Source organism: Pseudomonas sp. B21-012, assembly GCF_024749305.1.
In the GTDB taxonomy this organism is placed as follows: domain Bacteria; phylum Pseudomonadota; class Gammaproteobacteria; order Pseudomonadales; family Pseudomonadaceae; genus Aquipseudomonas.
The window spans coordinates 5,776,616-5,799,933 of record NZ_CP087197.1 but is presented as its reverse complement, the minus strand read 5'-3'; the positions used below and the strand labels follow the sequence as shown (position 1 = coordinate 5,799,933).

The 23,318-nt window shown below is 63.4% G+C and carries 18 protein-coding genes; 9 read left to right on the top strand and 9 right to left on the bottom strand.

Features of this window, described 5'->3' with window-relative positions:
* Positions 1 to 77 precede the first annotated feature (77 nt).
* The 4 genes from alr (at position 78) to LOY37_RS26685 (ending at position 4,406) form a co-directional block, all read left to right on the top strand.
* A complete protein-coding gene (gene alr, locus LOY37_RS26700) occupies positions 78 to 1,151 on the top strand; it encodes an alanine racemase (protein WP_093378051.1) in 1,074 nt (357 codons plus the stop codon).
* A 108-nt stretch (positions 1,152 to 1,259) separates the two neighbouring features.
* Entirely contained in the window at positions 1,260 to 1,808 is a 549-nt protein-coding gene (locus LOY37_RS26695) for a cupin domain-containing protein (protein ID WP_010225839.1), read from the top strand.
* A 139-nt stretch (positions 1,809 to 1,947) separates the two neighbouring features.
* Positions 1,948 to 2,370, top strand: coding sequence for a cytochrome c5 family protein (locus LOY37_RS26690; RefSeq protein WP_176794204.1), 423 nt, complete (start codon positions 1,948 to 1,950; stop codon positions 2,368 to 2,370).
* A 122-nt stretch (positions 2,371 to 2,492) separates the two neighbouring features.
* Positions 2,493 to 4,406, top strand: a complete 1,914-nt coding sequence (locus LOY37_RS26685) for an acetyl-CoA hydrolase/transferase C-terminal domain-containing protein (RefSeq protein ID WP_258716062.1) — start codon at positions 2,493 to 2,495, stop codon at positions 4,404 to 4,406.
* 67 nt (positions 4,407 to 4,473) lie between these two features.
* Here the strand turns inward: LOY37_RS26685 and LOY37_RS26680 are convergent, their stop codons facing one another.
* Entirely contained in the window at positions 4,474 to 5,046 is a 573-nt protein-coding gene (locus tag LOY37_RS26680; RefSeq protein ID WP_045199628.1) for a xanthine phosphoribosyltransferase, read from the bottom strand.
* Between the two features lie 63 nt (positions 5,047 to 5,109).
* Positions 5,110 to 7,119: a DNA helicase Rep gene (rep, locus tag LOY37_RS26675; protein ID WP_038998055.1), complete on the bottom strand. Its 2,010-nt coding sequence runs from the start codon at positions 7,117 to 7,119 to the stop codon at positions 5,110 to 5,112.
* Between the two features lie 265 nt (positions 7,120 to 7,384).
* Here rep and LOY37_RS26670 point away from each other — a divergent pair, with 265 nt between their 5' ends.
* Entirely contained in the window at positions 7,385 to 9,055 is a 1,671-nt protein-coding gene (locus tag LOY37_RS26670) for a bifunctional diguanylate cyclase/phosphodiesterase (RefSeq protein WP_258716061.1), read from the top strand.
* Positions 9,056 to 9,083: 28 nt separating this feature from the next.
* On the opposite strand, the gene LOY37_RS26665 is transcribed toward LOY37_RS26670, so the two are convergent.
* Positions 9,084 to 10,475, bottom strand: coding sequence for a NorM family multidrug efflux MATE transporter (locus tag LOY37_RS26665; RefSeq protein WP_093378066.1), 1,392 nt, complete (start codon positions 10,473 to 10,475; stop codon positions 9,084 to 9,086).
* 155 nt (positions 10,476 to 10,630) lie between these two features.
* On the opposite strand from LOY37_RS26665, the gene LOY37_RS26660 reads away from it, so the two are divergent.
* Both LOY37_RS26660 and LOY37_RS26655 read left to right on the top strand, forming a co-directional pair.
* Positions 10,631 to 11,575 carry a LysR substrate-binding domain-containing protein gene (locus tag LOY37_RS26660; protein ID WP_045199635.1) on the top strand — a complete coding sequence of 315 codons (945 nt, stop codon included), beginning with the start codon at positions 10,631 to 10,633 and terminating at the stop codon, positions 11,573 to 11,575.
* Between the two features lie 155 nt (positions 11,576 to 11,730).
* Positions 11,731 to 13,710, top strand: a complete 1,980-nt coding sequence (locus LOY37_RS26655; RefSeq protein WP_258716060.1) for a methyl-accepting chemotaxis protein — start codon at positions 11,731 to 11,733, stop codon at positions 13,708 to 13,710.
* 96 nt (positions 13,711 to 13,806) lie between these two features.
* On the opposite strand, the gene LOY37_RS26650 is transcribed toward LOY37_RS26655, so the two are convergent.
* Both LOY37_RS26650 and LOY37_RS26645 read right to left on the bottom strand, forming a co-directional pair.
* Complete coding sequence (locus tag LOY37_RS26650) at positions 13,807 to 15,204, bottom strand: VOC family protein (RefSeq protein WP_258716059.1); 1,398 nt, start codon at positions 15,202 to 15,204, stop codon at positions 13,807 to 13,809.
* A gap of 95 nt (positions 15,205 to 15,299) precedes the next feature.
* The gene (locus tag LOY37_RS26645) at positions 15,300 to 16,196 is read right to left on the bottom strand and encodes a LysR family transcriptional regulator (RefSeq protein ID WP_038998061.1); all 897 of its coding nucleotides are present in this window, start codon (positions 16,194 to 16,196) and stop codon (positions 15,300 to 15,302) included.
* Between the two features lie 135 nt (positions 16,197 to 16,331).
* Here LOY37_RS26645 and LOY37_RS26640 point away from each other — a divergent pair, with 135 nt between their 5' ends.
* Positions 16,332 to 17,822 (top strand): aldehyde dehydrogenase family protein, encoded by a 1,491-nt coding sequence (locus LOY37_RS26640; RefSeq protein WP_258716058.1) that lies wholly within the window; start codon positions 16,332 to 16,334, stop codon positions 17,820 to 17,822.
* 112 nt (positions 17,823 to 17,934) lie between these two features.
* A complete protein-coding gene (locus LOY37_RS26635; protein ID WP_045200959.1) occupies positions 17,935 to 19,221 on the top strand; it encodes an FAD-binding oxidoreductase in 1,287 nt (428 codons plus the stop codon).
* Between the two features lie 3 nt (positions 19,222 to 19,224).
* Here the strand turns inward: LOY37_RS26635 and LOY37_RS26630 are convergent, their stop codons facing one another.
* From LOY37_RS26630 to LOY37_RS26615, 4 genes are all read right to left on the bottom strand, one after another.
* Positions 19,225 to 20,655, bottom strand: coding sequence for a mechanosensitive ion channel family protein (locus LOY37_RS26630; protein ID WP_093378095.1), 1,431 nt, complete (start codon positions 20,653 to 20,655; stop codon positions 19,225 to 19,227).
* A gap of 55 nt (positions 20,656 to 20,710) precedes the next feature.
* Positions 20,711 to 22,204, bottom strand: a complete 1,494-nt coding sequence (locus tag LOY37_RS26625) for a YifB family Mg chelatase-like AAA ATPase (RefSeq protein ID WP_258716057.1) — start codon at positions 22,202 to 22,204, stop codon at positions 20,711 to 20,713.
* A 260-nt stretch (positions 22,205 to 22,464) separates the two neighbouring features.
* The gene (locus LOY37_RS26620) at positions 22,465 to 22,818 is read right to left on the bottom strand and encodes a gamma-glutamylcyclotransferase family protein (protein WP_258716056.1); all 354 of its coding nucleotides are present in this window, start codon (positions 22,816 to 22,818) and stop codon (positions 22,465 to 22,467) included.
* Positions 22,819 to 22,825: 7 nt separating this feature from the next.
* Positions 22,826 to 23,089, bottom strand: a complete 264-nt coding sequence (locus tag LOY37_RS26615; RefSeq protein ID WP_258716055.1) for an accessory factor UbiK family protein — start codon at positions 23,087 to 23,089, stop codon at positions 22,826 to 22,828.
* Positions 23,090 to 23,318 lie beyond the last annotated feature (229 nt).

Genomic DNA, 23,318 nt, shown 5'->3' with positions numbered 1-23,318 from the left:
TGCCGCCGGCGGCCGACCAGTTGCCTTCGAGCACCGGGCTTTTTACTTCTAACCAGACTGCCCAGAAGGCTGCCGTCATGCGTCCCGCCCGTGCCCTGATCGATCTTCAAGCCCTGCGTCACAACTATCAACTTGCCCGCGAACTGACCGGAGCCAAAGCCCTGGCTGTGATCAAGGCCGATGCCTATGGTCACGGTGCCGTGCGTTGCGCCCTGGCCCTGGAGCAGCACGCCGATGGTTTTGCCGTGGCCTGCATCGAAGAGGCGCTGGAGCTGCGCGCAGCCGGGATCAAGCCGCCGGTGCTGTTGCTCGAAGGCTTCTTTGAAGCCAGCGAACTGCAACTGATCGCCGAGCATGACCTGTGGTGCGTGGTGCATTCGCTGTGGCAACTGGAGGCGATCGAACAGGCGCACCTGAGCAAGCCGATTACAGTCTGGCTCAAGCTCGACTCGGGCATGCACCGAGTTGGCCTGCATGCCAAGGACTACCAGGCCGCGTACCAGCGCCTGCTGGCCAGCGGCAAGGTTGCACGTATCGTGCTGATGAGCCACTTCGCCCGTGCCGATGAGCTCGACAGCGAGGCCAGCAACGAACAACTGGCGGTATTCCAGGCCGCACGCCAGGGCTTGAGCGCCGAGGTCAGCCTGCGCAACTCGCCGGCCGTGCTCGGTTGGCCGAACATGCCCAGCGACTGGGTGCGCCCGGGCCTGATGCTGTACGGCGCTACGCCGTTCGAAGTGCCCCAGGCTCAAGCTGCGCGCCTGCAGCCGGTGATGACCGTGCAATCACGGGTGATCAGCGTGCGTGAGCTGCCAGCCGGCGAGCCGGTAGGCTACGGTGCCAAGTTTGTCAGCCCGCGGCCGACCCGGGTTGGTGTGGTGGCCATGGGTTACGCCGATGGCTACCCGCGCCAGGCGCCAAACGGTACGCCGGTGCTGGTGGCCGGCAAACGTACCCAGCTGATTGGCCGGGTATCGATGGACATGCTCTGCATTGACCTCACCGACGTGCCTGAAGCGGGCCTCGGCAGCCCGGTGGAACTGTGGGGCAAAAACGTGCTGGCCAGCGAAGTGGCCATGCACGCTGGCAACATCCCTTACCAGATTTTCTGCAACCTCAAGCGCGTACCGCTGGACTACAGCGGCGATTAAGGCGCCAAAGCGGACAGGCTGCGGGTCGAAGTGTTGTAAATACTGAACGCTGTTGCGATGATAACGTTCAATTTCGACCCCACTCGTTCGTTTAGGAGGGCTCCAGCTTTGGACGTCGGTGAACGACTGCAAGCCATACGCAAGCTCAAGGGCCTGTCACAGCGTGAACTCGCCAAACGTGCGGGCGTCACCAACAGCACCATCTCGATGATCGAGAAGAACAGCGTCAGCCCTTCCATCAGCTCGTTGCGCAAGGTGTTGAGCGGTATTCCGATGTCCATGGTCGAGTTCTTTTCCGAAGAGCTGCAACCGGAAAACCCCACCCAGATCGTCTACAAGGCTCACGAGCTGATCGACATTTCGGACGGCGCGGTGACCATGAAACTGGTCGGCAAGGCGCACCCGAGCCGGGCCATTGCCTTTCTCAACGAGGTTTACCCACCGGGTGCCGACACCGGCGAAGAAATGCTCACCCACGACGGCGAAGAGACCGGCATCCTTCTTGAAGGTCGTCTCGAACTGGTAGTAGGCCTGGAAACTTTCATCCTCGAAGCGGGCGACAGCTACTATTTTGAAAGTACCAAGCCGCACCGTTTCCGCAATCCTTACGATGAGCCGGCCCGGCTGATCAGCGCGGCGACTCCGGCCAACTTCTAGCGGGTATTGCGCGGCGGATTGTCGCGGCTAAGACCCTTTGGACACTAGGGTTGTTTCGGTGAGGCAGGGTTCCCGTTATACTTGCGCCGCCTGCGAAACCGTGGCCGCGGGCGTGACTAGCCACCATGAGGGTGTACGCGTGAATCTAATCAAGAAAATGCTGGCCGTACCAGCTGCCGTATTGGCCCTTTGGGCAGTCAGCGCTCAAGCTGCGACCAACGACGACATCGCCAAGCGACTGGAACCGGTCGGCCAGGTGTGTGTTCAGGGGCAGGAATGCAAGGGAATGGAAGTCGCAGCCTCTGCTGCTGGCGGCGGTGCCAAGACCCCGGATGAAATCATCGCCAAGCACTGCAATGCTTGCCATGGCAGTGGCCTGCTCGGCGCGCCGAAAATCGGCGATACCGCCGCCTGGAAAGAGCGCTCCGACCACCAGGGTGGTCTGGACGGCATCCTCGCCAAGGCCATTACCGGCATCAACGCCATGCCGCCGAAAGGCACCTGCGCCGACTGCTCGGATGACGACCTGATGGGCGCCATCAAGAAGATGTCCGGCCTGTAAGCCCAGCGCTTGCCCAACAAAGCCCGCCGCGTGCGGGCTTTGTGCTTTTTAGCGCTGGCCAGCGCAGCAATCTGGCGGCATGCTCGGTCCAACCTGTTCAAGGAATGCCACAGGAGGCCGCGATGGCGTACAGCTGTTCGATCGATGATGCCGTAGACCAGGTGCTGGCGCGCCTGCCTGCGCATATCCACATGGGCCTGCCGCTGGGGCTGGGCAAGCCCAACCGCTTCGTCAACGCCCTGTATGCGCGAATCCGCCAGTTGCCCGAGCGGCAACTGACCATTTACACCGCTTTGAGCCTGGGCCGCCCGGACCTGGGCGACGGCTTGCAGCGGCGCTTTCTTGAGCCCTTCATCGAGCGGGTGTTCGCCGACTACCTTGAGCTGGACTACCTGCACGACCTGCGCCGCGACCAGTTGCCGGCCAACATCCGTGTCGAGCAGTTCTTCATGCAACCCGGCAGCCTGTTGCACAGCACCATGGCCCAGCAGGACTACGTCAGCAGCAACTACAGCCATGCCGCCCGCGATATCAACGCCAAGGGCTTGAACCTGGTGGCGCAGCTGGTAGCCGAAGATCCGGCACATCCCGGCCAGTTGAGCCTGAGCTGCAACCCGGACATAACCCTCGACCTGCTGCCAATGATTGCCCGCCGCCGGGCAGCCGGCGAAACCATCCTCATGCTCGGCCAGGTGCATGCCGAACTGCCGTACATGCCGGGCGCGTCCGAGCTGCCCCGCAATGACTTCGACCTGCTGATCGACCGCCCGGAAAACACCCGGTTGTTCTCCACGCCGAACATGCCGGTGACCACCCAGGACCATTTCATCGGCCTGCATGCCAGCACCCTGGTGCGCGATGGCGGCACCCTGCAGATCGGCATTGGTGCCATGGGCGATGCGCTGACTGCAGGGGTGCTGGCGCGACAGGCTGACAGCGAGGCGTACCAGGCATTGCTGGCAGATATCAACCTGACGCCCTGGCATAGCCTGATCGAACGCGAAGGCGGCCTCCAGCCCTTTGCCCGCGGCCTGTACGGCTGCAGCGAAATGTTCGTCAACGGCCTGCTGGCACTGGTCGAAGCCGGAATTATCCGCCGCCCGGTGTACCCGGACGAGTCGCGCCAGCAGGCGGCCAACAACGGCGAGCTGGATGACCAGGGTGTGCTGGTGCATGGCGGCTTCTTTCTTGGCCCTCAGGCGTTTTACCAGCGCCTGCGGGAAATGCCGCCAAGCCAGCGCAAACGCTTTGCCATGAGCGCCATCAGCTACATCAACGAGCTGTATGGCCAGGAGTCGCTCAAGCGCCTGCAGCGCCGGGATGCGCGCTTTATCAATACGGTGTTCACCATGACCTTGATGGGCGCCGGGGTCGCCGACCAGCTAGAAGACGGCCGGGTGCTCAGCGGGGTTGGCGGGCAGTACAACTTCGTCGCCCAGGGCCATGCCCTGGAAGGCGCGCGCTCGATCCTGCTGCTGCGCAGCTGGCGTGAGTCAGGCGGGGAGGTCAGTTCCAACCTGGTCTGGGAATACGGTCATTGCACCATTCCCCGCCACCTGCGCGATATCGTCGTCACCGAATACGGAATCGCCGACCTGCGCGGGCAGACCGATGCCGAGGTGATTGCCCGTTTGCTGGCGATCACGGACTCACGCTTTCAGCCCGAACTGATCGAGCGGGCGCAGAAGGCCGGCAAGTTGCCGAAGGATTTTTGCCTGGATCAGCGCTTCAGCGACAACACCCCCCAGCGTTTGCAGGCGCTGCGTGACCGCCACGCACGGTTGTTCCCCGAGTATCCGCTGGGCAGTGATTTCACCGCCGAGGAGCGCGATTTGCTGCGGGCGCTGAACTGGCTCAAGAGCAAGTTCAAGTTGAGTGAGGTGCTGGAACTGGGCAAGGCGGCGCTGGATGCACCGGCGCCCGAGGCGTTTCCTGCGCAGTTGGCGCGGATGAACCTGGCGCAGCCGCAGGGGCTGAAGGAAGATCTGTATCAGCGCTTGTTGCTGGCGGGGTTGCAGGCGACAGCTTTTAACTGATCGCGGGGCAAGCCCGCTCCTACAGGCTGGTAGGAGCGGGCTTGCCCCGCGAAAAAGTCGGCGTTGATTACTCGATGAAAGTAACCACGCCATCTTTCAGCGACTTGACCCGGGCCAGCGATTCAACGCGGTAGCCCTGGCTGTCCAGTTCGGCGCGGCCGCCCTGGAACGATTTCTCGATGACGATACCCAGGCCGGCAACGGTGGCACCGGCTTGCTTGATGATCGAGATCAGCGCCTGGGAGGCTTTGCCGTTGGCCAGGAAGTCGTCGATCACCAGCACGCGGTCGCTGCTGTTGAGGTGGCGCGGGGAGATCGCCACGGTGTTCTCAGTCTGCTTGGTGAAGGAATACACCGAAGCCACCAGCAGGTTTTCGGTCAGGGTCAGCGACTGGTGCTTGCGCGCGAAAATCACCGGGACGCCCAGTTTCAGGCCGGTCATCACCGCCGGGGCAATGCCCGAGGCTTCGATGGTGACGATCTTGGTGATGCCCGAATCGGCAAACCGGCGGGCGAACTCGTCGCCAATCAGTTGCATCAGCGCAGGGTCGATCTGATGGTTGAGAAACGCATCGACTTTGAGAACCTGATCGGAAAGCACGATGCCTTCTTCGCGAATCTTCTGGTGCAGTGCTTCCACTGTGGTATTTCCTCGATGTAGCAAGAGTGGCCACGGCAATACGCCGCAGCAAAGGTTGATTATCTAACGTTTGAGCATGGCACGGATATCGGCCAGTGCGTTGTTGCCGCGAGCGGCCTTCACTTCGGTTGGCGCGTCGTCCAGGCCCTCCCAGGCCAGGTCGTCGTCGGGCAACTCGTCCAGGAAGCGGCTCGGTGAACAATCGATGATCTCGCCGTACTGCTTGCGCTTGGCAGCAAAGGTGAAGGCCAGGGTCTGACGTGCGCGGGTAATCCCGACGTAGGCCAGGCGCCGTTCTTCTTCGATGGTGTCGGCTTCGATGCTGGAACGGTGCGGGAGGATTTCCTCCTCCATGCCCATGATGAACACGTAGGGGAACTCCAGGCCCTTGGAGGCGTGCAGGGTCATCATCTGCACACCTTCGGCGCCGTCTTCCTCTTCCTGCTGGCGCTCGAGCATGTCGCGCAAAACCAGCTTGCCGATGGCCTCTTCGATGGTCATGCCGCCGTCTTCGTCTTTCTCGAGGGTGTTCTTCAGCGCCTCGATCAGGAACCAGACGTTGCTCATGCGAAAATCCGCAGCCTTGTCGCTGGAGCTGTTGGTGCGAATCCAGTTTTCGTAGTCGATGTCCATGATCATGCTGCGCAGGGCTGCGATCGGGTCTTCCAGGGCAACCTGTTCGCGGACCTTGTCCATCCAGCGCTTGAAGCGCTGCAGGCGGTCGGTATAACGGCTGTCCAGGTGCTCGCCAAGGCCCAGCTCCTCGCTGGCGGCATACATCGAAACCTTGCGCTCGGTGGCGTAGTTACCGAGTTTTTCCAGGGTGGTCGAGCCGATTTCCCGGCGCGGTACGTTGATCACCCGCAGGTAGGCGTTGTCATCGTCCGGATTTACCAGCAGGCGGAAGTAGGCCATCAGGTCTTTAACTTCCTGGCGTCCGAAGAAGCTGTTGCCGCCGGACAGGCGATACGGCACCTGGTGGTGCTGCAGCTTCAGCTCGATCAGCTTGGCCTGGTAGTTGCCCCGGTAAAGAATGGCGAAGTCGCTGTAGGGCCGGTCGGTGCGCAGGTGCAGGCTGAGGATTTCCATGGCTACCCGTTCGGCCTCGGCTTCCTCGTTCTTGCAGCGGATCACGCGGATCTCGTCGCCGTGGCCCATCTCGCTCCACAGCTGCTTTTCGAAGGCATGCGGGTTGTTCGAGATGAGCACGTTGGCGCAGCGCAAAATGCGGCTGGTGGAGCGGTAGTTCTGCTCGAGCATCACCACTTTCAGCGACGGGTAGTCGTCCTTGAGCAGCATCAGGTTCTCGGGCCGCGCGCCGCGCCAGGCGTAGATCGACTGGTCGTCGTCGCCAACCACGGTGAACTGGTTGCGCGTGCCGATCAGCATCTTCACCAGCAGGTACTGGCTGGCGTTGGTGTCCTGGTATTCGTCGACCAGCAGGTAACGCACCTTGTTCTGCCACTTTTCGAGGACATCGGGGTTGTCCTGGAACAGCTTGACCGGCAGCAGGATCAGGTCGTCGAAGTCCACCGCGTTGAACGCCCGCAGGGTGCGCTGGTAGTGCGCATAGACCACCGCGGCGGTCTGCTCCTTGGGGTTGCGGGCGTTTTCCAGGGCTTCGGGCGGCAGGATCAGGTCGTTCTTCCAGGCGCCGATCATGTTCTTGATCTCGTCGACACCGTCGTCGCCCGAGTATTCCTTCTGCATGATGTCGGTCATCAGGGCTTTGACATCGGTCTCGTCGAAAATCGAGAAGCCCGGTTTGAAGCCCAGCCGTTCATGCTCCTTGCGGATGATGTTCAGGCCCAGGTTGTGGAAGGTCGACACGGTCAGGCCGCGGCCTTCGCCCTTGCGCAGCAGGGTGCCGACCCGCTCTTTCATCTCCCGCGCGGCCTTGTTGGTGAAGGTCATGGCCACGATGTACTGGGCACGGATGCCGCAGTTCTGGATCAAGTGCGCGATCTTGCGGGTGATCACGCTGGTTTTGCCGGAGCCTGCACCGGCGAGCACCAAAAGAGGGCCGCCGACGTAGTTCACGGCTTCTTGTTGCCGGGGGTTGAGTCGGGACATGACGAAAACCGGGGACGCTAGAAAAATAGCCGGGCATTTTAGCAGGGGTAGAAAGTTTCTGCCGCGACCGTCTGACAGTGTGACGTACCACGCGATCTAAATTTGCCGCATTTGATACTTTCCCGCAGGATGCGTGGCGAAACCTGCGGGATGTCGGCAATGGAATGGCATGACTTTAAGTGAAAATCATTTTCATTAATGGTTTAGGATACGCATTCTCGCTGCCCATCGTCATTTGACTGTGTCTACGTCCTAAGGAGCCAGCTTGTCTACGCCCGTCGAACCCTTGCGTTTGCTCCTGCTGGCCGATGAGCCGGAATGGGCCATTGTGTTGCGCGAGTGTCTGCTGCCGATGGCGGGCCAGGCGGTATTGCTGACCGCTCCGAACTGGGAGGCGGTCGACAGCCTGTTTGCCAATGACCGCAATGCGCTGGTGCTGGCGACCCCGCAACTGCAGCCGGCGCCCGGGCGCTGCGTGCTGCCGATGGTGCTGCTGCTCGAGCACGAACCGCAGGTGCCGCCGCCGGGTGTCAGCGACTGGCTGATTCGCGACCAGCTGACCAGCAATATCCTGCGCCGCAGCCTGCGCCATGTCCGCGAGCGCGGCGTCCTCGAAGCGACCCTGCAACGCCTGGCCGAACAGGACCCGCTGACCGGCATCGCCAACCGCCAGGGTTTCCAGACCCTGCTGGCTGCGCGCCTGGCCGACAACGAAGGGCGCGGCGTCGCCCTCGGGCACCTGGACCTGGACAACTTTCGCCATGCCAACGACGCCCTCGGCCACCAGGCCGGCGACCGGTTGATCCTGCAGGTGGTGGGCCGGCTGAAGAGCCAGCTTGAAGCCGGCGACCAGGTTGCACGTCTGGGCAGCGACGAATTCGCCCTGTTGATCGATACCCGCCGTGAGCCGCAGCGCGCCGAATGGATGGCCGAACGCATCACCGAAGCCCTGGCCGAACCTTACTGGATCGACGGCGAAAGCCTGTTGCTCGGCTGCAGCCTGGGGGTTGCCCACGCCCGCGCCCAGGGTGGCGCCGACCCGCTGATGTGGCATGCGCACATCGCCATGCAGCAGGCCAAGAGCACCCAGGGTTGTACCTTTCACGTCTTCAACGAACGCATCAACCGCAACGCCCGCAGCCTTGCCGACCTGGAAAGCGAGCTGCGCCGGGCGCTGCGCCGCGACGAGCTGGAGCTGCATTACCAGCCGCGACTGAACCTGGCCGACGGGCGCATTGTCGGCCTCGAAGCCCTGGTGCGCTGGCGCCATGCCGAACGCGGGCTGCTGCCGCCCAGCGAGTTCGTACCGCTGGCCGAGCAGAGCGGGCTGATCGTGCCTTTGGGCTACTGGGTCATTTCCCGGGCCCTGCGCGACATGCAGGCGCTGCGCGAGCAGGGCCTGGCGCCGTTGCACATGGCGGTGAACCTGTCGTTTCGCCAGTTCCAGGACAGCCAGCTGTTGGCGACCCTGAGCCGGCTGATCATCGAACACGGCGTCGATGCCCGCTGGCTGGAATTCGAACTGACCGAAACCGCCGTGATGCGCCGCAACGACCTGGTCAAACAGACCATGGACGCCCTTGGGCGCCTGGGCGTGCGCTTCTCGCTGGACGATTTCGGCACCGGCTTTTCGTCGTTCGTGCACCTCAACAGCCTGCCGATCACCTTGCTCAAGGTCGATCGCAGCTTTGTCGGCGGCATGGAGCAGCGTGAAGAGAACCGCAAGCTGGTGCACGCGATGATCAACCTGGCGCACAACCTCAACCTCGAGGTGGTGGCCGAGGGCGTGGAAACCCCGGAGCAAATGGACCTGCTGCGCAGTTTCGATTGCGATCAGGTGCAGGGGTTTCTGATCAGCCGGCCATTGCCGATTGATGAGTTGATGGCGTATTTGCTGCGCGGGCCGGCGCAGCAAGCAGCATCGCGGGTGATGTAGGAGCGGGCTTGACCCGCGATGGGGCCCTTCAAACCACTGAAGCAGTCACCTTGTTCACCCCAGCGGCACTGCCCAGCAAGCGCTTCATCCGCCATTCGAATGCCAGGGTCAGGCTCACCGCCGCACACGCCAGGCCCAGCGCCAGCCCCCACCACACGCCTACCGCGCCCAGGCCGAGGTTGAAGGCCAGCAGCCAGGCCGCCGGCGCACCGATCACCCAGTAACAGAACAGCCCGACCAGGAAGGTGGTCTTGGCATCCTTGAGGCCTCGGATCGAGCCCATGGCAATGGTCTGCACGCCGTCGAACAGCTCGAACCAGGCGGCGACCATCAACAGGCTTACCGCCAGCTGGATGATGTCGGCAAAGGCCGGGTCACCGTGGTCGAGGAACAGCCCCACCAGCGGGTCTGGCAGCAGCCAGAAGAGGATGGCGAACATCAGCATCATCGCCGCGCCAAAACCGATACCCACGCGGCCGGCATGCCGTGCCCCCAACAGGTTGTCGGCGCCGTAATAGAGCCCTACACGCATGGTCACGGCGTACGACAGGCCGGCCGGAATCATGAATGCGGTAGAGACGATCTGCAGGGCGATCTGGTGCGCGGCAAGCTCGGTGCTGCCGAGCACGCCCATGCACAGCGCGGCGAAGGCGAACAGGCCGACCTCGACGGTGTAGGTGCCGCCAATCGGCAGGCCCAGGCGCCACAGCTCACGCAGGGCTGGCCACGACGGGCGGCTCAGGCCCTGGCGAATCGGGTAGGGTGCATAGGCCGGGTGCCAGCGGATATACAGCGCCATGGCCACGGCCATGCAGTTGGCAACGATTGCGGTCACCAGGCCGATGCCCACCAGGCCCAGCTTCGGCAGGCCGAACATGCCTTCGATCAGCGCATAGTTGAGCAGGAAGTTGGCCACCGTGCCGATCAGGCTGATAACCATCACCGGCGTCGAGCGGCCAATGGCGCTGGTAAAACCGCGCAGGGCCATGAAACTCAGGTAGCCGGGCAGGGCGAAGGGCAGCAGCAGCAGGAACTGCGCGGCCGCCTCGACGTTGTTCGGGCTCTGGCCGAGCAATAGCAGTACCGGCTCCAGGTTCCACAGCGCCAAAGCCGCCACCAGGGCCATGACCCAGGCCAGCCACAACCCGGCCTGGGTCAGGCGGGTGGCGCCGGCGATGTCGCCAGCACCCTTGCGAATCGCCACCAGGGTGCCGACGGCGGCGATCACGCCCAGGCAAAAGATCGACACGAACGAATAGCTCGCCGCGCCCAAGCCGCCCCCGGCCAGGGCCTGCGGGCTGATGCGGGCCATCATCAGTGTGTCGGTGAGCACCATCAGCATGTGCGCCAACTGCGAGGCAATCAGCGGCCCGGCCAGGCGCAGCAAAGCCTTGAGTTCTTGGGTAGGCGCAGCCTGCATGGAGTCGTCCTTTTCTTACGCGATAGATTCAAAGCGTGAAAGTCTGAGGCTTGGTGCGGTTATCCACAAAAGGATAATAGCGATGGTTGGCATGATTAAAACTCATGGGAGTATGATCCAGTCGATTGCCTGTGGATAACCCGGAGCCCGCCGCCATGTCTCGCCGTTTACCGCCTCTGTATGCACTGCGGGCCTTCGAAGCGGCGGCCCGGCATAGCTCGTTCACCCGCGCCGCAGATGAGTTATCGATAACCCAGAGTGCCGTCAGCCGGCACATCCGCACCCTTGAAGAGCACTTTGCCTGCCGTTTGTTCGTGCGCAATGGCCGCAGCTTGCAACTCAGCGAAGCGGCGCGTTTGCTGTTGCCAGGGGTGCGCGAAGGCTTTGCCGCGCTGGAGCGGGCCTGCAACACCCTGCGCAGTGAAGACGACATCCTGCGCATGAAAGCCCCTTCGACCCTGACCATGCGCTGGCTGCTGGCGCGCCTCAGTCGCTTTCGCCACCTGCAGCCGGGCAACGAAGTGCAACTGACCAGCGCCTGGATGGATGTCGATCATGTCGATTTCAACCATGAGCCTTTCGACTGCGCGGTGTTGCTCAGCGACGGTCACTTTCCGCCGGACTGGGAGGTCAAGCGGCTGTTTTCCGAGCTGCTGATCCCGGTAGGCGCGCCCGAGCTGCTCAAGGAAGGGCCTTGGGACGAGCGGCGCCTGGCCGGTGTCGAGCTGCTGCATCCAACCCCCGACAAGCGCGACTGGCGCAGCTGGCTGGCGCGCATGGACCTCACCGACAAGGTGTCGCTCAAGGGCGGCCAGGTATTCGATACCCTGGAGCTGGGCATGATCGCCGCCGCTCGCGGTTATGGCGTGTCCATGGGCGACCTGCTGATGGTTGCCGAAGACGTCGCCCAGGGCCGCCTGAGCCTGCCGTGGCCGACGGCGGTTGCCAGCGGCCTGGATTACTACCTGGTCTGGCCGCGAACCCGCCCCGGTGGCGAGCGGCTGCGGCGTCTGAGCGACTTCCTGCAGGGCGAGGCGGATTCGATGGACTTGCCCAAGGTTCAAATTCTGGGGACATCAGCGGCAATCGGAGCGAGTTGACCGTTTGCGCAGGATAACCCTGTTGCACGCTCAAGTATTGCGTCAGGCCGCCGAAGCAGATGCATCAGAGCCACGCCTAGATGGTTCGATTCCCGTATCGATGCGGACGGTCAGCGTGATCAGGACGATCCCGGCCCCTCTTGCCAGGAGCTTCCATGTCTCAACCCCGTGCCCGGATTGCCTCGCAACTCGGTATCGCCCTTGCCATCGTGCTGGCTGTGGTGATTACCGGTAGCACCCTGTTTGCCCTGCGTTCGCTGGACAACGCCAACCTGAATACCCGCCAGGAACACCTGGCCAGTGAAGCGCGCCTGCTCGCCGATCAGCTCGACACTTTCCACAGTACCCTGCGCGAAAGCACCCAGCGCCTCAGCGGGCTGTTCGAGAAGCGCTTTGCTGCCGGTTTGCAGCTGCATCCAGGGGAGTCGGTGACGGTTGCCGGGGTTTCCACGCCCGCGCTGTACCTGGGCGAGCAACTGCTCAACAACGACTTTCGCCAGGTGGATGATTTTCGCCAGATGACCGCAGGCGTTGCCACCTTGTTCGTGCGCAGCGGCGACGACTTCATTCGCATCAGCACCTCGCTGACCAAGCAGGACGGCAGTCGCGCCATTGGCACCCTGCTGGATCGCCAGCATCCGGCCTACGCGCGCTTGCTAGCGGGTCAGGCCTACGTTGGCCGGGCCAACCTGTTCGAGCGCGACTACATGACCCAGTACACCCCGGTGCGTGACGGCAGCGGGCGGGTGATCGCGGTGCTGTTTGTCGGTTTCGACTACACCGACGCGCAGAAGGCTCAGTTCGCCAACCTCGGACGTTTTCGTATCGGCCAGACCGGTTCACTGGCCTTGCTCGACGACAAGCAGCACTGGTTGGTGCCGCCAGCAGGTGTGCATGCGGACAGTCAGGCGGCGCAGGCGCTTGCCGGGTTCACTGCGGGCGAAGGGCGTTTCTGGCATGACGGCGTCGAAGAGCTGTTCAGCGTGACCGTGGCGTTTGCCGGCGGGCCGTGGACGGTGGTGGCAAGCATGCCGAAGGCGGAAATCCGCGCAGTGACCTGGAGCGTCGGCACGCGCCTGGCCATCGGCAGTTTGCTGGCGATGTTGCTGGCGGTCGCCGCCACCCTGTGGCTGTTGCGCCGCCGTCTGCGCCCCTTGGCTGACCTCTTGCAGCAGGCGCAGGCCCTTGGCGCCGGTGACCTGCAGGCGCGCTTGCGGGTATCGAGCGATGACGAAATCGGCCAGTTGGCGCACAGTTTCAACCAGATGGGCGAAGCCCTGGCGAGCATGGTCGAGCACATTCGCGCAGCAGCGGAGCAAGTCAGCAGCCGCGCCCAGGCCTTGTCGGGCATGTCCTCCGGGGCCTGTGAGGGCATGGAGCAGCAGTCTGGCGAAATCACCAGCATGGCCGGCGCTGTCGAGCAGTTCAGCGCCACCTCGATGAACATCGCCGAGAACATGGGCAGCACCGAACGCATGGCCCAGGACAACGTCCAGCAAACCCGCATTGGCCGTGCCTCGATGGACCAGGCGTCATCGTCCCTGGAGCAGATCGCCAGCGCCCTGGCCGGCACCGCCACGGTGATTGACACCCTGGGCCTGCGCTCCGAAGAAATTGGCGGCATCGTCGGCGTGATCACCTCGATTGCCGAACAGACCAACCTGCTGGCCTTGAACGCTGCCATCGAAGCGGCGCGGGCCGGTGAGCAGGGCCGGGGCTTTGCCGTGGTCGCCGACGAGGTGCGCAACCTGGCCTCGCGCACCCGTCAGGCCACCGATGAAATCTCGGCGATGATCGGCAGCATCCAGCAGGAAACCGGCAATGCCATCAGCACCATGGAGCAGGGCAACCGCCTGATGCAAGAAGGCCTGGAACGCAATGCCAAGGTTGCCGCAGCGCTGGCGCAGATCGATGAGCGCAGCCGCTCGGCGGGGGAGCAGTTTGCCGCCATTACCACCGCTACCCAGGAGCAGAGCAGCACGGCGAACGTGCTCAGCCGCAACCTGCAGAGCATTGCCCTGGCCAACAGCGAGCAGCATGAGGTGGCGACTAACCTGGCGGCTACCGCGCGTGAGCTTGAGGGGTTGGCGGGGCAGTTGCGGCAGGAAGTGGACAGGTTTCGGGTTGGGCGGTGACGCCATCGCGGGTCAAGTCGAGGCGTCGCACCGCCGCTCCCACAGACTTTGTAGGAGCGGCGGTGCGACGCCTCGACTTGACCCGCGATGAGGCCCTCAAAGCCCAGGCATATCCAGCGCCTGCGCACAGGCCATCAGCGAGCGCCGCTCACTTTCGGCATACAACGCCAACTCATCCTGCACCGGCTTGCCCAGCGCCTGTTCGAAGGCGTCGCGGTTGGCGTTGCTGCCGTACTCGCTCTGCGCATCATCACCCAGATTCGACTGGAAGATTCCCGCCGCACTGACCGGCAGAAAGTCCTCGTACACCAGGGCCTCGAAGTGGATATGCCCGGCATCGATCAACGCCTGCAGTGACGTCGGCCGCTGAGCATCGCCGCGCGCCGCCAGGCCACGCTCGGTGGCAAAGTAGCGGAAGTACGCCAGCCCCTGCTCGCGCATCTGCGCCAGGTCATCGGGGAAGGCCTTGAAGCTGTCGCTGAGCAGGCTCATGTAGCGCTCGGCATTGGCCTCGGCCGGCACACCACCTAGCGCCGCCCGGGCGCGATCGAGCAGTTGGTCGTAAAGCTCGCGGCCCTTCGGCGTCAGCGCCGCACCCCGTTGTTCGATCTCGCCAAAGCGCGCGGTATGGCTGCCGCTGCCTTCCCCGTGCTGGTCAGTGAACGCGACCTTTTCCTGCAGCGCCTTGAAGCTGGTCTGACGCAGCAGTATCGGACAGCGGCGCGGTGGCGGCCCTTCGATCACGGCTTTGGGCGGAATGCCCTTGGCCGGCATGCCCAGCTGAATGGCATCGATGTCCAGGGTGCGCGGGGTCAGGTGATTGATGTGCGGGCCCTTGAAGGCCACCACATCGGCAATCAGGCGGTGCTGGTCGTGCAGTTGCTGGTACTGCTCGGCGGTCACCGTGGCGTCCCGGTGCCAGCGGAAGGTATGCAGGGCTTCGTCGACAAACGCCTGGGCATCGTCGGCATTCAGGCCGCCAGCACGCTCGAATTGTTCGATCAGTTGCAGCGCGCGCGGAGTGAAGATCTGCCGCCGGGCAAGAATCTCGCGCGCCAGTTCACGCAGCGCCGGGTTGTCGATCAGTTCCAGGCGCAGCAAGGAGGTGAAGACCCGGAACGGGCTGATGTGCAGCGCTTGCTCGTGCACGGCGCGAAAGGCGGTGGAATGCACCGGCACACCGGCGCAGCTCAAGTCGTAATAGCCCACCGGCTGCATGCCCATTACCGCGAACAGGCGGCCGATGGTCGCCAGCTCTTCGGCGGTGCCGACGCGAATGGCGCCGTGGCGCTCCTGGTCGAGGCGCTCGATTTCGCCGGTCCAGCGCAGGGCCTGGGCAACTTCGGGTTGCTTAGCCATCACCTGCTGATTAATTTCGCTCACCAGCGACAGCAGCGTGCCGTACAGCGGCACTTCTTGCTTGTACATGAGCGACATGGCGGCCGAGAACTGCGCGCGAATGCTGTCCGGGCTGACGAAATCTTGAGCGGGCATCGAAAGCTTCCTGGTAAGTGGGCACCCTTACATGAAAGCGAGGAATGCAGTACCTGCACAAGCGAAAAAAAGTCGATGCGTCATTCCAAAAATTATCAATCTTGCCCGGCCAGCTCAGCGCGAATCCAGTCGACCAAGGCGCGCACCTTCGGCACCTCGGCGGCATGCTCGGAAAACGCCAGGAAATGCGCGCCATTGCTGCGCATGCTGTGCTGCCAGGGCACGACCAGTTTGCCTTCGGCCAGCTCCTGGGCCACCAGGTAGCGTGGTACCAGGGCCACGCCGCAGCCGGACTGGGCAGCACTGAGGCTCATATAGAAGGTGTCGAAGCGCGGCCCGTGATAGCTATGGGCCGAGTGCAGGCCTTGCTCCAGGAACCACTCATGCCAGGCCTCCGGGCGCGAGGTGCTTTGCAGCAGCACCAGTTCGGCCAGTTCGCTGGCGTCCTTGAGTGTGCGCCCCTGCAACAGCTCTGGCGCACACACCGGCAGCACTTCTTCACCGAACAGCTCGATGCAGGTCGCGCCAGGCCAGGTGCCCTGGCCAAAGAAGAACACCACGTCGGCGGTCGCCTGCAACAGGGCGAAGGGTTCCATTTCGTTGCGGATGTCGAGGTGGATGTTCGGGTGCTGCTTGCCGAAGCCCTTGAGGTGCGGAATCAGCCAGCGCACGCCAAAGCTCGGTTGAGTGGCTACCTTGAGGACTTCGGTCTGCTCGCCGTAGGACATGATGTAACGGCTGGACATATCGACCTGGGTGAGAATCTTGTTGACCTCGGCCAGGTACAGCGCGCCTGCTGGTGTCAGCTGCAGGCGCCGACGGATGCGCAGAAACAAATGATGGCGGAGCATCTCTTCAAGCTGGGCCACCTGCTTGCTCACTGCGCTCTGGGTCAGGTGCAGCTCCTCGGCGGCGCGGGTGAAGCTCAGGTGCCGGGCGGCAGCCTCGAAACACTGCAGGGCGGCCATCGATGGCACCAGACGTTTGGACATAGCGGTCTCTAAGCCAGTAGATCATTACCTGGCGGAATGATATGCAGAATAAAGGTCGTTTGTTGCGCCAGAGTGATCGGATTAATACTGATCCCTATCACTATTTCAACCACTCATCGCATGCAGGAGAAGAAAATGGTTGATGGACTGCTTGACCGCCTCGGTGTCCCGGCCACTGCCTACACCCACGGTAACCATCCCGTTCACACCCCTATCGATGGCAGCGCGATTGCCGCGGTGCACCTGGAAAGCAAAGCCCAGGTAACCGCCAAGATCGATCAGGCCGAAAAAGCCTTCCAGGCCTGGCGCAACGTCCCGGCCCCACGCCGCGGTGAGTTGATCCGCCTGTTCGGCGAAGTATTGCGCAAGCACAAGGCCGAGCTCGGCGAGCTGGTGTCGATCGAAGCCGGCAAGATCACCCAGGAAGGCCTGGGCGAAGTGCAGGAAATGATCGACATCTGCGACTTCGCCGTCGGCCTGTCGCGTCAGCTCTATGGCCTGACTATCGCCTCCGAGCGCCCGGGCCACCATATGCGTGAAACCTGGCACCCGTTGGGCGTGGTTGGAGTGATCAGCGCCTTCAACTTCCCCGTCGCGGTCTGGGCCTGGAACACCACCCTGGCATTGGTGTGCGGCAACGCCGTGGTCTGGAAGCCGTCGGAGAAAACCCCGCTGACCGCGCTGGCCTGCCAGGCGCTGTTCGAAAAAGCCCTGAAAGCCTTTGGTGATGCGCCTGAAGGCCTGAGCCAGTTGATCATCGGTGATCGTGAGGCCGGCGAAGCGCTGGTCGACGATCCGCGCGTGCCGCTGGTCAGCGCCACCGGCAGCACCCGCATGGGCCGTGAAGTCGGCCCGCGGGTGGCTGCACGTTTCGGCCGCAGCATCCTCGAACTGGGTGGCAACAACGCGATGATTCTTGCACCGAGTGCCGACCTGGATCTGGCCGTGCGCGGCATCCTCTTCAGCGCCGTCGGTACTGCTGGCCAGCGCTGCACCACCTTGCGCCGGCTGATCGTCCATCGCTCGATCAAGGACGAAGTGGTTGCCCGGGTCAAAGCCGCCTACGCCAAGGTTCGTATCGGCGACCCGCGCAAGGACAACCTGGTCGGCCCGCTGATCGACAAGGCTTCGTTCGAAGGCATGCAGGACGCTTTGGCGCGCGCCCGCGATGAAGGCGGCCAGGTGTTTGGCGGTGAGCGGCAGCTGCAGGACCAGTACCCGAATGCCTACTACGTGGCCCCGGCGATCGTCGAGATGCCTGGCCAGAGCGCCGTGGTTCGTCATGAAACCTTTGCACCGATCCTCTACGTGCTGGCCTACGACGAGTTCGAAGAAGCCCTGCGCCTGAACAACGAAGTGCCGCAAGGTTTGTCGTCGTGCATCTTCACCACCGACCTGCGCGAAGCCGAGCGCTTCCAGAGCGCCGCGGGCAGTGACTGCGGGATTGCCAACGTCAACATTGGCACCAGCGGTGCGGAGATTGGCGGGGCGTTTGGCGGTGAGAAGGAAACCGGCGGTGGCCGTGAGTCGGGCTCGGATTCGTGGAAGGCCTACATGCGCCGGCAGACCAATACCGTGAACTATTCCCGCGAGCTGCCGTTGGCGCAGGGGATTGTCTTCGACTGACGGGCCCTATCGCGGGGCAAGCCCGCTCCCACAGGGGGAGGTGATCTCTGTGGGAGCGGGCTTGCCCCGCGATCAGAACACCACCGCACAAGAATAAAACAGGAAGCCGGCCATGCCAGAACTGCGTCAACAATGCCTCTGGGAGCACGTCACCCAGCCCGCCGCGCCATCCCGTGTGCTGAGCGCCGAACTCAAGGCCGATGTGTGCATCATCGGCGGCGGCATCACTGGCCTGTCGGCAGCCATCCACCTGCTTGAGCAGGGCAAGTCAGTCATCCTGCTCGAAGCCTGGAAAATCGGCCACGGAGGTTCCGGGCGCAACGTTGGCCTGGTCAACGCCGGCACCTGGATTCGCCCGGACGACGTCGAAGCGACCCTGGGCCAGAAGCAAGGCAGCCGCCTGAACAAGGTGCTGGGCGAAGCGCCGGGCGAGGTGTTCGCCACCATCGAACGCCTGGGTATCGACTGCCAGGCGCACAACAGCGGCACCCTGCACATGGCCCACAACGCCACCGGCGTTGCCGACCTCGAAGCCCGTCACCAGCAATGGAGCAGTCGCGGTGCCGATGTCGAACTGCTGACCGGGGCAAAGTGCGAAGAATATTGCGGTACTGACAAGATTTCCGCCGCGCTGCTTGATCGCCGCGCCGGCACCATCAACCCCATGGGGTATACCCAGGGCCTGGCCGCTGCGGTCGAGCGCCTGGGCGGGCAGATCTTCCAGCAGTCCGCCGTGCAAGGCCTGGAGCGTGAAGGCAGCAATTGGCGAGTGAAAACCGCCCAGGGTTCGGTCAGTGCCGACAAGGTGGTGATCTCCACCGGCGCCTACACCGAGGGCGACTGGACCAACCTGCAACGCCAGTTCTTCCGCGGTTACTACTACCAGGTCGCTTCGGTACCGCTGCAAGGCGCCGCTGCCGACAACGTGCTCAAGCATGGCCAGGGTTCATGGGATACGCGCACGGTGCTCAGCAGCATCCGTCGCGATGATCAGGGGCGGCTGTTGCTCGGCAGCCTTGGGCGGGTCGACAACAAGCCGGCCTGGTTCATCCGCAGCTGGGCCGATCGCATCCAGAACCATTACTTCCCGCAACTGGGCAAAGTCGAGTGGGAAATGCATTGGACCGGTTGCATCGACTTCACCCCGGACCACCTGATGCGCCTGTTCGAGCCAGCGCCGGGCATCGTCGCCGTTACCGGCTACAACGGCCGTGGCAACACCACCGGCACAGTGATCGGCAAAGCCTTCGCCCAGTACCTGTTGTGCGATAACCCGGATGCCTTGCCGATTCCGTTCTCGGCAATGAAACCGGTGTCGGCGCCGGCGCTGCGGACCGGCTTCTACGAAACCGGGTTCTCGCTGTATCACGCCGGGCAGTGCTTGCGCGTGGTGCTCTGACCGCTACTTGTGCAGCCAGCTGAGAAAGCCGCCTTTCTTGATGGCTGCAGGTTTTTGCTCGAGCAGTGACTGGCGGGTTTGCTGGCGGATGCGTTGCAACTTGATCAGTGCGGTCTTGACCTCGGTGCGTTGTTCCAGGCAGCTGCGTACTTCGTCCTTGTCGATACGGTAGAGGATGCAACTGGTCAGGGTGCGGAACTCGGCTGTGGAATCTTCCGCTTCCAGCAGGCCTTCCACTCCCAACACCTCGCCCGGGCCCATGCGCCCGGCCTCGAGCTGCTTGTCACCATCACTAACACCCACCGACACTACCCCGGTGCCAATCACCAGCAGGTAATCCGAGCTGTCGCCGACGCCGAGGATCACCTGGTCGGCCAGGTATTCCACAGCGGTCATGCGCTGGCTGAGGTTGTCTTTCTCTTCGTTGCTGAGCGAGCGGAAGATGCGCACGTCTTCGAGCAGGGCGCGCTGACGGTTCCACACCTGGCCTTGCTGGGAGTCGCTGTTCCACACTACGCCGGCGGCTTCCAGGTGCCGGTGGGCGAGGTCGAACATATGGTTACGCACCTCGGTCTTCTGGCTCATGGCACTGACAAAACCGCTGGCCTCGTACTCCACCGATTCCAGGCTCGAACTCTTGATCGTGGCTTTCGGTGCCGGGCTGGTCAGCAAGGTACGTGTGCCTTGCAGGGTTTTTTCCAGGGCATCGAGCACCCGTCGCGGGCGTACCTTGGCCGGCACCACGACGCTGATGGAGACGCCATGCACATCGCTGGGCTGGCTGAAATTAAGCAGCTTGGCCTTGGCCGCCACCGAGTTGGGAATCACCGCCATGCTGCCGTTGCCAGTCAGCAAGCGGGTGGCGCGCCAGTCGATCTCGATGACCTTGCCTTCGGTGCCGTCGATGCTGATCGAGTCGCCGATCTGATAGGGGCGGGTGGTGTTCAGCACAATGCCGGAGAACACGTCGCTGAGCGTGCTCTGCAGCGCCAGGCCGATGACGATCGCCATCACCCCCGAGGTTGCCAGCAGGCCTTTGACCGGCAACTGCAACACATAGGCCGCCGCAGCCACAATGGCCACCAGGAAAATCACCGCCCCCAGCACATCCTGCAGCAAGCGCCCGGTGTGGCCGCTACGGGCCACCAGCACCAAGCCAATCACCACCGTCGCGGTACGCGCCGCAAACAGCCACCAGGCAATCCCCAGCACCGTAGCGAGCAGATTGCGCGGCACATCCTCGACCCAGGGCGCAGGTTGTAGCGGGCTGACCCCGGCGCTGATCAGCACCCAGGTGAACAGCGAAAACACCAGCAAACGCGCAGCGATGCGCCAGGGCCGGCGATTGACGGGTATCAGTTGCCAGAGCGTGAGGTCGAGCACGATCAGGGTAATGCCGAGCAACAGCGGGTAACTCTGGGCGAATGCGAACATACCGGTCTCGGTGCGGTGGGCTGTTGCCAAGTTAAGAGCAGAATGCGGGCAATTACTACTGGTTGCTCGGGCGATAGTGCAGCGCTTCAGCCAGGTGCCCGCGTCCGATGTTTTCATCCTGTTCCAGGTCGGCCAGGGTGCGCGCCACCTTGAGCAGGCGATGGGCGGCGCGCAAGGACAGGGTCAGGCGTTCGCAGGCGCTTTCCAGCCAGCTCTGGTCGGCTGTGGATAACCCGCAGTAATGGCGCAGGCCGGGCAGGTCGAGGAAGGCGTTGGCACAGCCCTGGCGCTGTTGCTGGATGTCGCGGGCGGCGGCGACTTGCGCGGCAATGGTGGCGCTGCTTTCGCCGTGGCTGCAGTTGCTGGACAGTGCCGTGGCTTCGCGGGCGACGGTCAGGTGCAGGTCGATACGGTCGAGCAGGGGCCCGGAGAGTTTGTTGCGGTAGCGCTGGATCTGTTCGCTGCTGCAGCGACAGCGGCCGGTGGGGTCGCCAAGATATCCACAGGGGCAGGGGTTCATGGCGGCGACCAGCTGGAAGCGCGCTGGAAAGCGGATTTTGTCCTTGGCCCGGGCGATGACGATTTCGCCGGATTCCAGCGGTTCGCGCAGCACTTCCAGTACCCGCCGCTCGAACTCCGGCAGTTCATCGAGAAACAGCACGCCGTGATGGGCCAGGGTTATCTCTCCTGGTTGCGGTCGGCTGCCACCGCCGACCAGCGCAGCACCGGAGGCCGAGTGATGCGGATGGCGAAACGGCCGCTGCGGCCAACTGCTCAGCGGCACATGGCTGGCCACCGACTGTATCGCCGCCACCTCCAGCGCTTCGCGTTCATCCAGCGGTGGCAACAGGCCGGGCAGGCGGCTGGCGAGCAGGGTCTTGCCGGTGCCCGGTGGGCCGCTGAATAGCAGGTTGTGCGCACCGGCGGCGGCAACCAGCAGTGCGCGCTTGGCGGCTTGCTGGCCCTGTACTTCGTTGAGGTCGGGGTAGGGACGGATCTGTAGCAACAGGCCGTTGGCAGCGTAGGGATTGAGCGGGCTCTGGCCGTTGAAGTGGGCGACCAGTTCCAGCAGGTGACTGACTGCAAACACTACCAGGCCCGATGCTAAACAGGCTTCTTCGGCATTCTCTTGCGGCACCACCAAGGCCCGGCCGGCTTCTCGTGCCGCCAAGGCAGCGGGCAGTACGCCTTGCACCGAGCGGATTGCCCCGGACAGCGCCAGTTCACCCAGGCATTCCACCTCGCCAAGCGCTGCAATCGGGAACTGGCCGTTGGCGGCAAGGATCCCCAGGGCGATGGCCAGGTCAAAGCGTCCGCCATCCTTGGGTAAATCCGCGGGAGCAAGGTTAAGGGTGATGCGCCGGGCGGGGAATTCCAGGCCGGAATTGAGGATCGCGCTGCGCACCCGATCCTTGCTTTCTTTCACGGTCGCTTCCGGCAGGCCAACCAGGGTCAGTGCCGGCAGACCATTGGCCAGATGCGCTTCAACACTGACCGCCGGGGCCGAAACACCGACCTGGGCACGGCTGTGGACAAGGGCGAGGGACATGAACGCTCCATGATCTAGACAAAGCCGCGTCCTGCGGCTCTGCAAGCGTAGTGGGGTGGAGCGGATCGGGGCGGGGAAGAGTGAGTCTGGTTTTTACAGGACCACTAGTGCGAGCGCTGCGCACTAGATCGCCGGCAAGCCAGCTCCGACAGGTTCAGCACTGTTCTCAGGCTTGTAGGAGCGGGCTTGACCCGCGATGAGGCCAGTACAGCCAGCCACGCCGAGCGTTATGTGCGACGCCTTGACCACTACCGCGTCGCTCAGGCGCGCACGTAAACCCAGGCCGTCAGACCAGAGGCCAGGGTCACCGCAACCCGCTTGTAGTCGGCCACTTCATAGGCATCCGCCGCGGCAAGTTCGGCTTCGCTGATCTGCAAGACCATGCCGGGTACGCTGTCGTCGGCATTGCTGCTGGGGGTGACGATCGGGTGGTGGGTCTTGCCGCTGGTGGCCAGGACTTGCGGGTCGGTGATTTCCACCCAGGCCTGGCTGTAACCGAGCATCTGGTCCTCCTGGCCGACCAGTTCACGGCCGAAGTTGGCCAGCTGCACAGCTATGTCCTGCAGGGTGCCATAGGAGAACAACAGCACCGGGTGCTCAGTAGAAGGCGTCATCGCAAGCTCACTCGGCAGCAGGCGGGTTCTGGCGTGCTTCCATCTCCGCGACCTTGGCTTCGAGCGCCTCAAGACGGGCGCGGGTGCGGGCCAGGACGACCATCTGGCTGTCGAATTCTTCCCGGCTGACCAGCTCGAGTTTGCTGAAGCCGCTTTGCAGCAGGGCTTTGAACTGGCTTTCGATTTCGCTGCGAGGCTGCGAGGTGTCGCCGCTGAACAGGCGCGAGGCCTGGTCGCTCAGGGCATCAAGAAAGGCTTTGGGCGCGAGCATGTTCGGCTGTCCACAGTATGCAATGGGGCGCCAGTGTAACACGCAGCCTCAGCGCCCCAATGCTGCACGCTTTTCGCGCATGGCGGCGAAACGCCGCGCACCGTTGTTGTGCAGCAAACCCGTGCTGGCGACTGGCCAAGTCGGGTTGTGCAACCTAAGTCCCTGTAATTCTGGGCTTTAACCATTCTGGCAAGGTTTCTGCTATGTCCTTCATGACCCATGCACTGAT